Annotated in this window: 14 protein-coding genes and 2 tRNA genes; 3 read left to right on the forward strand and 13 right to left on the reverse strand. The window is 73.3% G+C overall.

Annotated features, from left to right (window positions below; translation table 11 throughout):
• Positions 1-197 precede the first annotated feature (197 nt).
• Together JOE61_RS10265 and JOE61_RS10270 are read right to left on the reverse strand one after the other, a co-directional pair.
• Complete coding sequence (locus JOE61_RS10265; RefSeq protein WP_307822922.1) at positions 198-1,130, reverse strand: rhomboid family intramembrane serine protease; 933 nt, start codon at positions 1,128-1,130, stop codon at positions 198-200.
• Between the two features lie 42 nt (positions 1,131-1,172).
• Entirely contained in the window at positions 1,173-1,685 is a 513-nt protein-coding gene (locus JOE61_RS10270) for a peptidylprolyl isomerase (RefSeq protein WP_193670554.1), read from the reverse strand.
• Positions 1,686-1,882: 197 nt separating this feature from the next.
• On the opposite strand from JOE61_RS10270, the gene JOE61_RS10275 reads away from it, so the two are divergent.
• The gene (locus tag JOE61_RS10275; RefSeq protein ID WP_193670555.1) at positions 1,883-2,689 is read left to right on the forward strand and encodes a hypothetical protein; all 807 of its coding nucleotides are present in this window, start codon (positions 1,883-1,885) and stop codon (positions 2,687-2,689) included.
• A gap of 4 nt (positions 2,690-2,693) precedes the next feature.
• On the opposite strand, the gene JOE61_RS10280 is transcribed toward JOE61_RS10275, so the two are convergent.
• The 4 genes from JOE61_RS10280 to JOE61_RS10295 are packed head-to-tail and all read right to left on the reverse strand — an operon-like array spanning position 2,694 to position 5,798.
• Positions 2,694-3,725 (reverse strand): 1-acyl-sn-glycerol-3-phosphate acyltransferase, encoded by a 1,032-nt coding sequence (locus JOE61_RS10280; protein WP_193670556.1) that lies wholly within the window; start codon positions 3,723-3,725, stop codon positions 2,694-2,696.
• Between the two features lie 12 nt (positions 3,726-3,737).
• The gene (locus JOE61_RS10285; protein WP_193670557.1) at positions 3,738-4,595 is read right to left on the reverse strand and encodes a patatin-like phospholipase family protein; all 858 of its coding nucleotides are present in this window, start codon (positions 4,593-4,595) and stop codon (positions 3,738-3,740) included.
• Positions 4,596-4,617: 22 nt separating this feature from the next.
• Positions 4,618-5,007: a DUF3817 domain-containing protein gene (locus JOE61_RS10290; RefSeq protein ID WP_204797210.1), complete on the reverse strand. Its 390-nt coding sequence runs from the start codon at positions 5,005-5,007 to the stop codon at positions 4,618-4,620.
• Complete coding sequence (locus tag JOE61_RS10295) at positions 5,004-5,798, reverse strand: SURF1 family protein (protein ID WP_193670558.1); 795 nt, start codon at positions 5,796-5,798, stop codon at positions 5,004-5,006. The genes JOE61_RS10290 and JOE61_RS10295 overlap by 4 nt, the downstream gene beginning before the upstream one ends.
• Positions 5,799-5,904: 106 nt before the next feature.
• On the opposite strand from JOE61_RS10295, the gene JOE61_RS10300 reads away from it, so the two are divergent.
• Together JOE61_RS10300 and JOE61_RS10305 are read left to right on the forward strand one after the other, a co-directional pair.
• Complete coding sequence (locus JOE61_RS10300) at positions 5,905-6,636, forward strand: FadR/GntR family transcriptional regulator (RefSeq protein ID WP_193670559.1); 732 nt, start codon at positions 5,905-5,907, stop codon at positions 6,634-6,636.
• Positions 6,633-7,388, forward strand: coding sequence for a sterol desaturase family protein (locus JOE61_RS10305; RefSeq protein ID WP_193670560.1), 756 nt, complete (start codon positions 6,633-6,635; stop codon positions 7,386-7,388). The genes JOE61_RS10300 and JOE61_RS10305 overlap by 4 nt, the downstream gene beginning before the upstream one ends.
• Positions 7,389-7,431: 43 nt before the next feature.
• On the opposite strand, the gene JOE61_RS10310 is transcribed toward JOE61_RS10305, so the two are convergent.
• The 7 genes from JOE61_RS10310 to gyrA all read right to left on the reverse strand — a co-directional run bounded on the left by JOE61_RS10310 (position 7,432) and on the right by gyrA (position 13,826).
• Complete coding sequence (locus JOE61_RS10310) at positions 7,432-8,337, reverse strand: hypothetical protein (protein ID WP_193670561.1); 906 nt, start codon at positions 8,335-8,337, stop codon at positions 7,432-7,434.
• Positions 8,338-8,420: 83 nt separating this feature from the next.
• Positions 8,421-9,881 carry a plasmid pRiA4b ORF-3 family protein gene (locus tag JOE61_RS10315; protein WP_307822923.1) on the reverse strand — a complete coding sequence of 487 codons (1,461 nt, stop codon included), beginning with the start codon at positions 9,879-9,881 and terminating at the stop codon, positions 8,421-8,423.
• Between the two features lie 35 nt (positions 9,882-9,916).
• A tRNA-Ala gene (locus tag JOE61_RS10320) sits at positions 9,917-9,992 on the reverse strand.
• A 16-nt stretch (positions 9,993-10,008) separates the two neighbouring features.
• Positions 10,009-10,134, reverse strand: a complete 126-nt coding sequence (locus tag JOE61_RS21690) for a DLW-39 family protein (RefSeq protein ID WP_302709375.1) — start codon at positions 10,132-10,134, stop codon at positions 10,009-10,011.
• 48 nt (positions 10,135-10,182) lie between these two features.
• Positions 10,183-10,259 (reverse strand) — tRNA-Ile (locus JOE61_RS10325).
• Positions 10,260-10,377: 118 nt separating this feature from the next.
• On the reverse strand, positions 10,378-11,043 hold the full coding sequence (locus tag JOE61_RS10330) for a DUF3566 domain-containing protein (RefSeq protein ID WP_193670562.1): 666 nt from the start codon (positions 11,041-11,043) through the stop codon (positions 10,378-10,380).
• Positions 11,043-13,826 carry a DNA gyrase subunit A gene (gyrA, locus tag JOE61_RS10335; protein WP_193670563.1) on the reverse strand — a complete coding sequence of 928 codons (2,784 nt, stop codon included), beginning with the start codon at positions 13,824-13,826 and terminating at the stop codon, positions 11,043-11,045. The genes JOE61_RS10330 and gyrA overlap by 1 nt, the downstream gene beginning before the upstream one ends.
• Between the last annotated feature and the right edge of the window lie 47 nt (positions 13,827-13,873).

The raw sequence follows: 13,873 nt of genomic DNA on the forward strand, positions 1-13,873 counted from the left end.
ACCCGCCCCAAACGCCGACCCGGCCCAGATCTCGCCCTGACCCGGCCCGTACTTCGCCCTGACCCGGCCTGAATCTCTCGTCGAGTCGGCCGAGACCTGCACCAGGTGGGCAGGGCGAGATCTGCGCCGGGTGGGCGCGAGATGTGGGCCGGGTCAGCGAGAGATCTGCGCCGGGTGGGCGGGAGATAAGGGCCGGGTCAGCTGAGGGCGGCGATGCGCAGGACGGCCGCGGCCAGCAGCGACAGGGTGACCAGGACCAGCCCGACGAGCTGGAAGGCCGAGCGGCGCGGGCCACGGGGGGCGTGCACCAGCAGCGCCGCGACCAGGGCGCCGCCGAGGAAGCCGCCGAGGTGGCCCTGCCAGGAGATGTTCGGCACGGCGAAGGTGATCACGACGTTGATGCCGACCAGGATGACCAGCTGGCGCATGTCGGCGCCGACCTTGCGGGCCACGACCAGCAGCGCGGCGAAGAGGCCGTAGATGGCGCCCGAGGCGCCCACGGTGGCGCCGTACTGGCCGGCGAACCAGAGCACCACGACCGAGCCCGCCAGCAGGGAGGTCAGGTAGAGCGCGAGGAAGCGGGCACGCCCCAGCACCGCCTCGAGCTGCGGGCCGATGATGTAGAGCGCGAGCATGTTGAAGCCCAGGTGCATCAGCTGCACGTGGGTGAAGCCCGAGCTGAGAACCTGCCACAGCGCGCCGTCGACGAAGCCCGGCAGCCAGGTCCCGTTGCCCTCGCACACCGCGCGGGGCACGTCGAAGCCGCCGTCACCGGTCAGGCACACGCCGTTGGTGCGCAGGGCCAGCAGGTCGACCAGGCGGCTGCCCGAGCCACCGGTCAGCGCGATCGCCAGCCACACCCCGACGTTGAGCGCGATCAGCGCGATGGAGGTGCGGGTCGCGTCGGTGGGCCGCAGCCCGCCGTACGCCGTGCGGTTCTGGCGGGTCTGGCGCGCGCCGGCCGAGATGCACTCGGGGCACTGGAAGCCCACGGAGGCGTCGTGCATGCAGTCCGGGCAGATGGGCCGGCCGCAGCGCTGGCAGCGGATGTAGGTCTCGCGGTCGGGGTGCCGGTAGCAGACCGGCACCCCGACCCCAGGCGCCGGCTCGGGCGAGGGCGTCTGGCTCACGAGGTCGGGCGGTGGCGTTCGGTGCAGGCCGAGGCGGGTGCCTCAGGCCTCCACGATCTCCACGGACTCCATGACCACGGGCTCGACCGGGCGGTCGCCCGCACCGGTCGCGGTGCTGCCGATGGCGTCGACGACGTCGCGCGAGGCCTGGTCGGCGACCTCGCCGAAGATGGTGTGCTTGTGGTTGAGCCACGTGGTGGCGCCCAGGGTGATGAAGAACTGCGAGCCGTTGGTGCCCGGGCCGGCGTTGGCCATCGCGAGCAGGTAGGGCTTGTCGAAGACCAGCTCGGGGTGCGGCTCGTCCTTGAACGTGTAGCCGGGACCGCCGGTGCCGGTGCCCAGGGGGCAGCCGCCCTGGATCATGAAGCCCGCGATGACGCGGTGGAAGCCCAGGCCGTCGTAGAACGGGCCGGTCTTGCCGTTGCCGGCGTCGTACTTCTTCTCGCCGGTGGCGAGCCCCGTGAAGTTCGCGACCGTCTCGGGCGCATGGTTCGGGAAGAGGTTCAGGACGATGTCGCCCCGGTTGGTCTTGAGGATGGCCTGCGGGTCCGCCATGACTGCCTTTCGCGAGAGGGGGTACTTCTGGGTGTACGACGACGCGTCGTGCGTGCGGGACGATCCTCGCACGGAGGCGCAAAAGGCCCTCCTGCAGGTGACCTCGCACCACGCGGCGTGGCCCCCGTGGAGACACAGGGCGCCTGGGTGGGCCCGAGGCCGTCGTGGTCGAATGGATCACAAACCGAGGAGAGGAAGTGACGCGGATGCGTCTGCGCAGGAAGAAGTCCCTCATCGAACAGGCCGGTGACTACGTGGAGCAGGTCGTCGAGTCCGTGCGTCCCCAGGTCGAGTCGGCGGTCAGCACCGCCCGCGACGAGGCCCGCCACCTGGTGGCCGACGCCAAGGAGAAGGCGGGCCCCGTGCTCGCCGACGCCCGCGCCAAGGCGGGGCCGGCGCTGACCGACGCCCGCACCCGCGCCACGCCGTACGTCGTGGACGCCCGCGACCGCGCGGTCGTGCTGGGCCAGGAGGCCCGCGAGAAGGCGGCCCCCGCGCTGGCCGACGCCAAGGCCAAGGCAGCCCCGCTGGTCGCCACGGGTGCGGCGTACGCCGGCGCCAAGGCCACCGACCTCAACGAGCGTGCCGCGGCGCGCGCGGGTGAGCTGGGCGGCAAGGCCACCGGCAAGGTCGCCGAGCTCAAGGGCGAGAAGCCCAAGAAGAAGGGCTCCAAGCTGAAGAAGCTCGTCCTCGTCGGTGGCCTCGCGGCCGTCGTCGGGGTCGTGGCCAAGAAGCTGCAGGGCGGCTCGGAGTCGCAGAACTGGCAGTCCTCCTACGTGCCCACGCCGCCGGCGAGCGGCACGGGTGCAGCGGCGGCGACGACGTCGACCGGTGCGGGCGCGGCGCCCACCCCGGCCGCGCCGATGGCCGGTGCCAGCGACGACACGGGCGGCTCCTCGCCCGACGAGGCGCTGGCCGACGAGGCGGAGACCGTGCACCCGGTCACCACCCCCGACGAGCCGGCCGAGGTCGTCGACATCGAGGACGACAAGAAGGACAGCTGAGCGGTCAGCCTGACGACCGGCGTCGGGCGGCCCGGCCGGGGGACAGCTCCTCCGGCCGGTGCTGCTCGACCCAGTCGTCGATGCGCTGCCACCAGTCGTAGAGCCACGCGATGCGCTCCTCGCGACCCGCGGGGATGTCCTCGCGCGGCACCTGCCACCACCGCATCACCAGCCGCTTGTCCATCGGCAGCTCGCGCCACAGGTCGCGCACGGTCAGCAGGTGGTCGAGCCCGGTGTGGGCCACCATCACCACGTCGGCCTCCGGGGCGGCGTCGAGCGCGGCCAGCAGCCCGCCGGGCCGCGGCGCCAGCACGTGGATCATCGTCTCCGCCCGGCGCGCCATCGCGTGCAGCCCCAGGCCGTCGAGACGCTCGATGGCCCGGTCCCGACGGGCCTGGGTGAAGTTGCCGCCCTCGGGGAAGATCACGAACGCGTCGTCGCGGTCGAGGCCGGTGGCCAGCTCGGCGATCTGGGTCTCGAGGTCCTCACCCGACCCGGGGCTGATCGCCCGGGCGGGCAGCCGGCGCAGCAGCGTGCCGACCACCGGGTCCCAGGCCAGGGTGTCCTTGAGGACGACCCGGGGCTCGCGGTCGTACCAGTCCATCAGCGCGTGCACGAGCGTGAACGAGTCACCCGGCCCGGCGTGGCGGCAGCAGACCAGCAGCGGCACGCCCGGGTGCGCGTCGGGCGCGGGCCCCTGGGTCTCGATGCGCAGCCGCAGCACCCGCCTGGCCTCGCTGAAGAGCACCCACATCGTGCCCTGCACCAGGTCGTAGTGCACGCCCTCCCAGTACGCCGAGCGCAACCGCGCGCCGAAGCCGCTGGCCAGCCACATGCCCAGCAGCACCACCAGCAGCAGGGTCTCGGCGGTGAGCGCGACCACCAGCAGCCAGGTCAGGCGCAGGGCCCGCCAGCGCCCGGGCACGAACGGCGAGAGCGCGGCGGCGCCGATGAGCCACAGCGGCAGGCTGACCCAGACCACCACGGTCAGGAGCACCACGAGGGGCGCCGTGAGGGCGCGGCGCAGGATGCTCACGCCGCGATCATGTCAGCCGCGGGGCCCGGGCCCGCTCGCTCCCGCTGCGCCCAGGGCGTCGAGGTACTCGCCGCTGGCCACCCGGGTCAGCTCGATGCGGCTCTCGACGTCGCGGAAGTCGGTGCCGGCCCGCACCGAGTCGTCGCGCGCCGAGGTGCCCCGGGCGGGCAGCAGGTGGGCCTCCACCTCGGGCGGCAGCTCGGCCAGCTCGCGGTTCATCCGGTGCCGACGCGCGACCTCGAAGGAGACCCGGGCGACCTCCCAGGGCCGCCGCGGCGGCTGGAGCGGCCGGTCGACCCGACCGACCTGGAGCACGAAGATCCGGGTCGCGCCCAGCTGGTGCGCGCGCGCCACCGGCACCGAGTTGACGATGCCGCCGTCGAGGAAGTGCTCGTCGCCGACGCGGGCGGGCGGCAGCAGACCGGGCACGGCCGCGCTGGCGACCACGGCGTCGACGACCGGGCCGCTGTCGAACCAGTGCTCGGCGGCCCGCTCGATGCTGGCCGCGCAGACCTGCAGCGGTACGGCGAGGTCGGCGAAGTCGACGTCGCCGATCTCCTCGCGCAGCCGGGTGGCCAGGGGCCGCGCGGAGTAGAGGTGGGTGCCGGTCGCGACCGCGCGTCGTACGCTGCGCAGCGGGCGGTCGCCGTACACCTCGTGCCGGTTGGCGGCCACCGAGCGCCACAGCCCGGTGAGCCGCTCGACGACGTCGAGACCGGGGTCCTGGGCCAGGAACGCGCCGTTGATGGCGCCCACCGAGGTGCCGAGCACCAGGTCGGGGCGCACGCCGCGCTCGAGGAGGGCGGCCAGCATGCCGACCTCGACGGCGCCCAGGGCGCCGCCGCCGCCGAGGACGAACGCGGTGGTCATCTGATCCTCCTCGGCGTGCTCGTCAGCGGGCCGCGGGGGCGGCGTCGCTGCGCTGCAGCGCGCGCACCCGGCGGGTGGCCCGGTGCTCGGCCCAGAAGCTGAGCAGCGGCACGGTGCCGGAGGCCAGCGTCACCGCGGTGAAGCCGATCTCCCAGTCGGCACGGCGCGAGAGCCAGAAGGCGCAGAAGAGGAAGATCATGTAGAGCCAGCCGTGGGCGACGCCGAGGTAGGCGGAGATGTCGGAGCCGAGCTGCCATCCGCCGCCACTGCCCTCGGCCAGCCACGCGGCGTCGGAGACCAGGTAGCCGTAGTGCAGGGGCAGGCCGATGAGGACCAGCACCACCAGGAGCACTCCCACGATCGTGGCCATCACCCGGTACGCCGCCAGCGGGGCGCGCAGCTCGTCGTTCACGGGCTCGACGCTACCGGGCGGTCCTCGGGCTCGTCCGCGCTCGGGGCCGACTCGGCCGGTGCCGTGGTGAGGTCGCGCACGTAGCGCCACCACACGAAGCCCGCGAACCCGCCGAACAGCACCCACTCCAGGGCGTAGAGCAGGTTGCGCAGGCCGGTCGAGCCCGCGGCCCGGGGAAGCGCCGCCAGGTCGGCGGGCTCGAGGGCGTCGGCGCCGACCAGCGCGGCGTTGGCCTCGGCGTCGTGGTCGACGACGGCGTACGCGCCGTAGAGGTCCTGCTGGACGTGCTGGATCAGGTCGGCGGTGCGCACCTGCGGCACCACGTCGTCGCTGCGGTCGTCGTCGGCGGCGCCGGTGCCCTCGGCCGGCTGCAACCAGCCCTGGACCGAGCCGGCGCCCTCCGGCGGGGCGGTGGCGTCGTCGGGCGAGGCCACCCAGCCGCGCACCACCGGGAGCGCAGGGGCGTCGGCGTCGTCGCCGACCGCCAGCGGCGTCAGCACCCAGTAGCCGTCGGTGCCGTCGTGCTCGCGACCCTCGACGTAGACGGTGCCCCCGGGCACCCAGGTCCCCTCGACGGTGACCGGCTGGCCGACCGAGGGGGCCGGGAACGGGTCGTCGGGGCCCATCACGTCGCCGAGCGCCACCGGCTCGGCCCGCGTCAGGTCGCGGGCCTCGGCCTCCTGCTGCGCCTGGTAGGCGGCGTACTGCCACCAGCCCAGGCCCGCCGCCGCGGCCACCAGCACGAGCGCCAGGAGGTGCGCGCCCCAGTAGCGCGGTGCCAGGGCCGTCATCACCCCTTCAGGATAGGAGAGCGGACCACGGGGCTCGTCGCCGCGGCCTTCTCGAGAAGTGGTCAGACCACTTGACCACCGGGCCGCACCCATCTACGGTCCGAGCATGCCCCTGCATCCCGTGCACCGCCGCTCCGTGCCCGACGAGGTCTTCGACCAGGTGCTGGCCGACGTCGTCGACGGCGAGCTGTCCCCCGGCGAGCCGCTGCCGAGCGAACGCCGTCTGGCCGAGGTCCTGGGTGTCTCCCGGCCCGCTGTGCGCGAGGCGCTGCAGCGGATGGCCGCGACCCGGCTCGTCGACGTGCGCCAGGGCGGCGCCACGCTGGTGCGCGACTTCAAGCGCTCCGCCGGCCTCGACCTGCTGCCCCGCCTGCTCGTGCGCTCGGGCACCCTGGACGCCGCAGTCGTGCGCAGCATCCTGGAGGCCCGCCTGGCGATCGGGCCCGCCGCGGCGGCACTGGCCGCCGAGCGGGGCGGCACCACGCTGGCGGCGACGCTCGCCACGACCCTCGACGACCTGGCCGGCACCGACGACGGGGTGCAGCAGCAGGTGCACGCCCTGGCCTTCTGGGACCAGGTCGTCGACGCCGCCGACTCCGTGGTCTTCCGCCTCATGTTCAACAGCCTGCGCGCCGCCTACGAACCCGCGCTCGAGGCGCTGGCGCCGGTGATGGCGGCCGAGGTGGGTCACGTCGAGGCATACCGGGTGCTCACCGCTGCGATCGCCGCGGGCGACCCGCACACCGCCCGGGTCGCCGCGCAGAGCGTGCTGCGCCCGGCCACCACCAGCCTGATGGAGGCGCTCGACGCGCTGGGCAGCACGAAGGAGGAGCGATGAGCACCGACGGAACCGAGCAGACCGGACGGCTCGACCCGGGGACGGTCGACGCCCTGGCCGCCGAGCGACTGGCGGCCGAGGAGGCCCGGATCACCGGTCAGGCCCGGCGGCGCGCCGGCCTGTCGCTGCGGGGCGCCTGGCGGGAGTTCTGGCGCCACCCCAGCCCGCCGATGATCGCCACGTTCCTGGTCGCCTCCGTCGTCGGCCGGGTGCTGCTCGGCTCCGGCAGCTGGTGGGAGCTGGCCTTCCCGGTCGGCCTGGTCGCGGCCTTCCCGCTCATCGAGTGGGTCGTGCACGTCGCGATCCTGCACTGGCGCCCCCGCAGCCTCGGGCCGCTGCGCATCGACTCCCTCCTGGCCCGCGAGCACCGGGCACACCACGCCGACCCGCGGCTGCTCCCGCTGGTCTTCATCCCGTGGCCGGTCCTGGTCTGGCTGCTGCCGGCGTACGTCGTCGTGGCGTGGCTGGCGGTCCCGACCCTCGCGGGTGCAGGCACCCTGCTGGTCTCGGTCTACGCGCTGATGCTGGGCTACGAGTGGACCCACTACCTGGTGCACAGCGACTACCGGCCCCGCTCGCGCTGGTACCGCGCGCTGTGGCGCAACCACCGGCTGCACCACTACAAGAACGAGAACTACTGGTTCACCGTGACCAGCGCCGGCACGGCCGACCGGCTGCTGGGCACCTACCCCGACGCCTCGCAGGTCGAGACCTCGCCCACGGTGCGCAGCGTGCACGCCGCGGGCCACTGACCCCCGACGAGCCCGGTCGACCCGGTCCGCCCGAGCAGCAGCGTCAGCCGGCGCAGGCCGCGAACGGCAGCGCCCGGCGCAGCGTGAGGGCGGCCGCCCGCGGTGGCGAGGCGATCTCGTAGCCCAGGCGGCCGTTGGAGGGGTCCGCGGCTCCGCCGGTGAAGACCTCGGAGAAGGAGTCGTCGCCCGCCGCGCTCTCGAGCCGATCGAAGAGGTCGCGGCGACCGGCCCCGAGCCGTGCGGTGGCCAGGACGCTGCCGAAGGAGACGGTGTAGGCCTCGAGCTCGTCGAGGGCGTCTCGACCGGGCTCGTCGACGCAGCCGAGCTCGAGGTACGTCGACGTGGCCGGCCCGGCGACCAGCTCGGCCAGCCGTTCGCCGCCCCAGGGCTCCTCGACCTCCTCGGCGACGCCTGAGAGCACGAGGCTCTCCTCGGCGAGCACCGTGGCGCCGCGCAGGGGCCCGACCCCCGCCTCGACGGCGCGGCGCAGCACGCCGGGGTCGATGATCGCGGCCCACGACTGCACGAACCCGACCTCACGGCCGGTGTCGTCGAAGAGCCGGGCCTCCCACCGCACGTCCTCCTGGCCGAGGGAGAAGTCCCGCTGCAGCCGCTGCTGCACCGGGCGCAGCAGCCCGTCGGCCAGCAGCACGGTCTCGGTCTCGGCACGGCGCCAGAAGTCGGCCCGGTCGCCGGCCCCCAGGTCGCTGGCCAGGTCGACCACGCCCAGCTGCAGCGCCACCTGCTCGTAGTCGGTGACCGTGACCCGCGCGACGTCGGCGGGCACGTAGTCGAGCACCACCCGGGCGGCCGGGGGTCGCTGCTCGGTGACGGCCGCCGTGGCGAGCGGCACCGCCGGCTCGTTGGCATCGGGCGCCTCGATCGGGCTGCTGCACCCGCTCAGCGCCACGAGGGCAGCAGCGAGCGCCAGGACCGGTCGAGAGAGCACGGCGCAGAGTCTGCCACCGCCCGGCCCGGCCCACGCGGGGATCCCCTGGATGCGACCCGACCCACGAGCCGGCGCCAGTTCCTCTACGTCGGCGCGGTGACCGCGCGGGCGGTGGCGGCCACCGCCGGGTCCACCTCCCGCACCTGGTGGGTGCGCACACCCGGTCCCCCGGCCAGGTGCTCGAGGACGTCGAGGGTCGGGCTGCGGGCCGGCGGCGGGGAGACCCGGTCGTCACCGTCGCGCCACCCGAGGGCGTACAGCAGCAGGGTGATCTCGCCGCGCCACTGCCCGGCCGGTACGCCGCTGCCGGCCACGGCCAGGGCCATCCAGCCGGCCTGCCGGTCCGCGTCGCTGGTGCCGAGCGGAAGTCGCCCCGCCACGTGGCGCAGGAGGGACTGCGGGTCGGCGCCCAGGCGCCGGGCAGCAGCGGTCGGGGCCAGCCGGCCCTTGCGCAGGCTGACCAGGCCCAGGGCCCGGGCGGCGGTGCGGACGTGGGCGACGGGGAAGGTCATGTCCTCTCGGTTGGCCCGGCCGAGCCACCACTCGCTCACCCCCAGCCGGTCCGCCAGCTGCTCGACCACCGCCGGCGGCAGGTAGCCGGCCGCGGTCAGCGTCACGCCGTCACCGATGACGTCGAGGAAGGTGCGGTAGGTCCCGGTGAGCCGTGCCGCCTGCTCCTCGCCGACGTCGGTGGGACCGTGCGACAGCGGCCGGGCCAGCACCTCCCTGAGCTGGCGGGAGCCGTGGCGCTCGAGCTCCTCAGCCAGCGATGCCAGCTCGGCGGTGACGGTGGCCGGCTCGGCTGCCGCCGCGGCGAGCGCGAGGTCCACCGGGGCCGGGTCGAAGGCGTCGGGGTCCCAATCGTCGGGAAGCCAGGCGTGCGCGTGGGCGGGCCCGTCGAAGGCGGCGGGCAGGTGTGCCGCGTCGTACCCGCTGCGCACCCAGGCCGCCAGCTCCTGGTAGCTGTCGACCCCGCCACAGTCCTCGGGCGGGCAGGCCATCCGCCCGCCCGTGCAGCGCGGCGCCCCGGGCGGTTCGTCGAGCACCGCCTCGACGGTCAGCCGGTGCTCCCAGCCGTCACCGAAGTCGTACTCGTACCAGAGCTGGTCGCCCCGCTGCGCGACCAGCTGGTCGAGGCGCACGCCGTCCTCGAGCGTGCCCTCCTCGCCCTCTTCGACGTCGAAACGGGTGACGAACCCGGGCGCACGTGGGTCGCTGCCGGTGCGGAACCGGTGCAGATGGCAGTCGTACCACCCCATGGCTGCCTGGATGACGTCGTGCAGCGCGGGCAGGTCGAGGTCGCCCGGGAGCTCGAGCCGGCGCCAGACCGGCGGCTTGGCGCCGTGCAGGTCCAGGCGCACCCGGAACCCGCGGACCTCGGCGGGGACCTGCAGCAGCCTCGGGGCGTCGACGGCCCGCAGCCGCTCGAGCAGACTGCTCACCCGGCCGTTCAGCAGGCCTTCGAGGAGCGCCCGGCTCTCCGCGGAGCCGGGGTCGGCCATCAGCTGCTCGACGAGGCGCTGGGCATCGGGCGGTGTCGTCACGGCACCAAGTCAAGCACCTGGGAGGGACGCCGCGGTGGTGGAGCCTAGGGGACTCGAACCCCTAACCCCCTGCTTGCAAAGCAGGTGCGCTACCAATTGCGCCAAGGCCCCTGGAACAGGGTCGGGATCAGCCCTTCGCGACCGGGTCGGTCGCCTCGGCCCACAGGGCCTGCTCGGCCTGCGACTCGTCGTACTTCTTCTTGGCCGCGAGGGCGCCACCGGCGGCGAGCAGGAGCATCAGGATCTTCTTCACGACGAGCCTCCCGGCACGGATCGGATCACGCTGGTGGGACGTGGATGGTGGTGGGCCTAACAGGACTTGAACCTGTGACCTCTTCCTTATCAGGGAAGCGCTCTAACCGTCTGAGCTATAGGCCCCACACCGGCAGCAGCCGGCGGGATCGGCACGGGTCAGGGACCCGGACGACCGAGAGGGGAGACTACCCGACGCCCTCGCGCGCGGACAAAACGCGGTGCGGGCACGGGGTGGGTGGGATCAGTTGTCCTCGGCGAGGGTGACCTCGACGCCGCCCAGGAGCGCGGCGGCCATGTTGTAGAGGAAGGCGCCCAGCGTCGCGATCGCGGTCAGCAGCACCACGTCGACGGCCGCGATGAGCATCGTGAAGCCGATGACCCGCGAGGTGCCGATGTAGTTCTCCACGTCGAAGTCGGAGGCGCTCTCCTGGCCCACGACGTCGGTCACGGTGCGGTTGATCGACTCCCACACCCCGGCACCGTCGAGCACGGTCCACACCATCAGCACCGAGACCACCGTGACGATGCCGAAGGCCACCGAGAGCAGGAAGGCGGTCTTCATCACCGACCAGGGGTCGATGCGGGTCAGCCGCAACCGAGCCCGGCGTGGGCCGCGGGGCGTGCCCTTCGACCCCGAGGCGGAGGCCGCCTTGGCACTGCCCGCGCTCGCGGCCTGCTTCTTGGCCTCACGGTTGGCCTTGTGCTCCTCGGCGGCCTTGGTGACCCGGCCCTGGATCCGCTCGGTGAGCGGGGGACGCACCGCGGTGTCGTCGGAGGACGCCCCCGTGGGGTTCGCGGACGACCCCGCGGCCGGCTTCTTCGCCGGCTTCTTCGCCGGCTTCGAAGCGGCCTCGGAGGTGGGCTTCGACCCGGAGGTCGATCGGGACTCGGTCGATCGCTCGGTCATCAGCTCTCATCCTCGGTGTCGTCGTCAGGCACGTCCTCGGTGCTCTGCCCCACCGTCTCGGACGCGTCGTCGGCACCGATTGTTGCACCCGCGGTCGAGTCGTCCGCGTTCTCGAGAGCCTGGGCACCGTCCTCGGCGCCCTCGTCGACACCCTCGTCGGCCCCGTCCTCGGCGTCGACCTTGGCCTCCACCGAGCGGGCCACGACCACCACGGAGTCGTTCTTCTTGGGCGTCACGAACTTCACGCCCATCGCCGAGCGACCGGTCGGGCGGAACTCCGCGTTGACGGGGCTGCGCACGACCTGGCCGGAGGCGGTGATCGAGAGGACCTCGTCGCCCTCCTCCACGATGAAGGCGCCGACCAGGCCGCCGCGGTCCTCGTTGGCCAGGCCCATCGCCTTGACCCCGAGGCCGCCGCGGTTGGTGAGCCGGTAGTCGTTGATGCGGGTGCGCTTGGCGAAGCCGCCGTCGGTGATGGTGAAGACGTACTGCGCCTTGACCTCCGCGGGCTCGACCGGCTCGACCAGCCCGGCCGAGGACGGGTCGACGTCGGGGGTGTCCTCGTTGGTCTCGCTGAGGCCCGCGGCGACCTCGGCCGCGACCTGCGAGGCCCGGATGACCGACATCGACAGCAGCGAGTCGCCGTCGCGGAACTTCATGCCCGAGACGCCCGAGGTCGCGCGCCCCATCGGGCGCAGCTGGGCGTCGTCGGCGCGGAAGCGCACCGCCTGGCCCTTGCGGGAGACCAGCAGGATGTCGTCGTCGGGGCCGACCAGCTCGGCGCCGATCAGCTCGTCGTCGTCCTCGCGGAAGTTGATGGCGATGACGCCGGCCTGGCGCGGGGAGTTGTAGTCGCCCAGGCGGGTCTTCTTCACCAGGCCGCTGCGGGTGCCGAGCACCAGGTACGGCGCCTGGTCGTAGTCGCGGATCGCCAGCACCTGGGCGATCGACTCGTCGGGCTGGAAGGACAGCAGCCCGGCCACGTGGCCGCCCTTGGCATCGCGGGAGGCCTCGGGCAGGTTGTAGGCCTTGGTGCGGTAGACCCGCCCGGCCGTGGTGAAGAACAGCAGCCAGTGGTGGTTGGTGGTGGCGATGAAGTGCTCGACGACGTCGTCGCCGCGAAGGGTCGCGCCACGCACGCCCTTGCCGCCGCGCTTCTGCAGGCGGTACTGGTGGCGCAGGGTCCGCTTGGCGTAGCCGCCGCGGGTGATGGATACGACGAGCTCCTCGTCGGGGATCAGGTCCTCCATCGACAGGTCGCCGTCGGCGGCGATGATCTGGGAGCGGCGGTCGTCGCCGTACTTCTCCTCGATCTCGCCGAGCTCGTCGGAGATGATCCGGCGCTGGCGGGCCTCGTTGGCCAGGATGTCCTCGAGGTCGGCGATGATCAGCTCGAGCTCGGCCAGGCGGTCCATGATCTTCTGGCGCTCCAGCGCCGCCAGGCGCCGCAGCTGCATCGCCAGGATCGCCTCGGCCTGCACGTCGTCGATGTCGAGCAGCTCGATCAGCCCGGTGCGGGCCTCGTCGGCGTCGGGTGAGCGGCGGATCAGCGCGATGACCTCGTCGAGGGCGTCGAGCGCCTTGACCAGGCCGCGGTAGACGTGGGCGTTGCGCTCGGCCTCGGCCAGGCGGAAGCGGGTGCGCCGCTGGATGACGTCGATCTGGTGGGCGACCCAGTTGCTGATGAACGCGTCGATCGACAGGGTGCGCGGCACGCCGTCGACCAGCGCCAGCATGTTGGCGCTGAAGTTGCTCTGCAGCTCGGTGTGCTTGAGCAGGTTGTTGAGCACCACCCGGGCCACGGCGTCGCGGCGCAGCACGACCACCAGGCGCTGGCCGGTGCGGTCGGAGGTGTCGTCGCGCACGTCGGAGATGCCCTGCACCTTGCCCGAGTCGGCCAGCTCGGCGATCTTGAGCGCGAGGTTGTCGGGGTTGACCATGTAGGGCAGCTCGGTGATCACCAGGCAGGTGCGCCCGTTGGTGTCCTCGTCGACCTGGATCACCGCGCGCTGGGTGATCGAGCCGCGACCCGTGCGGTAGGCCTGCTCGATGCCCTCGCGACCCACGATGGTCGCGCCGTTGGGGAAGTCGGGGCCCTTGATGCGCTCGAGCAGCGCGTCGAGCAGCTCCTCCTTGGAGGCGTCGGGGTTGTCCAGCGCCCAGCGGGCGCCGGCCGCGACCTCGCGCAGGTTGTGCGGCGGGATGTTGGTGGCCATGCCGACCGCGATGCCGGCGGATCCGTTGACCAGCAGGTTGGGGAAGCGCGCGGGCAGCACCACGGGCTCGGAGGAGCGGCCGTCGTAGTTGGGCTGGAAGTCGACGGTGTCCTGCTCGATGTCGCGCACCATCTCGAGCGCCAGCGGGGCCATCCGGCACTCGGTGTACCGCATGGCGGCGGCCGAGTCGTTGCCCGGTGAGCCGAAGTTGCCCTGCCCGTTGACCAGGGGCGCCCGCATCACCCACGGCTGCGCCAGGCGCACCAGGGTGTCGTAGATCGCGGTGTCGCCGTGCGGGTGGTACTGACCCATCACGTCACCCACGACGCGGCTGCACTTGGAGAAGCCGCGGTCGGGCCGGTAGCCGCCGTCGAACATCGCGTAGAGCACGCGCCGGTGCACCGGCTTGAGCCCGTCGCGCACGTCGGGCAGGGCGCGTCCGACGATGACGGCCATCGCGTAGTCGATGTAGGCGCGCTGCATGGAGGTCTGCAGCTCGACCGGCTCGATGCGGCCTCCCGGGCCGGGAACGATCGGGCCGCCGCCGTCGGTGGGGGTCTCAGTCACGTCTCTGTGTCTCTCTCGTCGCTTCTACGATTGTCTAAGGTCTGGGC

Origin of the sequence: Nocardioides salarius (genome assembly GCF_016907435.1) — a bacterium.
Lineage (GTDB): Bacteria > Actinomycetota > Actinomycetes > Propionibacteriales > Nocardioidaceae > Nocardioides > Nocardioides salarius.

Excerpts from the sequence above, each read along its gene's own strand:
- JOE61_RS10270 (WP_193670554.1), bottom strand. The coding sequence starts at position 1,685 with ATGGCGGACCCGCAGGCCATCCTCAAGACCAACCGGGGCGACATCGTC.
- JOE61_RS10300 (WP_193670559.1), top strand. The coding sequence starts at position 5,905 with ATGCCCCTGCATCCCGTGCACCGCCGCTCCGTGCCCGACGAGGTCTTC.
- JOE61_RS10295 (WP_193670558.1), bottom strand. The coding sequence starts at position 5,798 with ATGACGGCCCTGGCACCGCGCTACTGGGGCGCGCACCTCCTGGCGCTC.
- JOE61_RS10330 (WP_193670562.1), bottom strand. The coding sequence starts at position 11,043 with ATGACCGAGCGATCGACCGAGTCCCGATCGACCTCCGGGTCGAAGCCC.
- JOE61_RS10285 (WP_193670557.1), bottom strand. The coding sequence starts at position 4,595 with ATGACCACCGCGTTCGTCCTCGGCGGCGGCGGCGCCCTGGGCGCCGTC.
- JOE61_RS10305 (WP_193670560.1), top strand. The coding sequence starts at position 6,633 with ATGAGCACCGACGGAACCGAGCAGACCGGACGGCTCGACCCGGGGACG.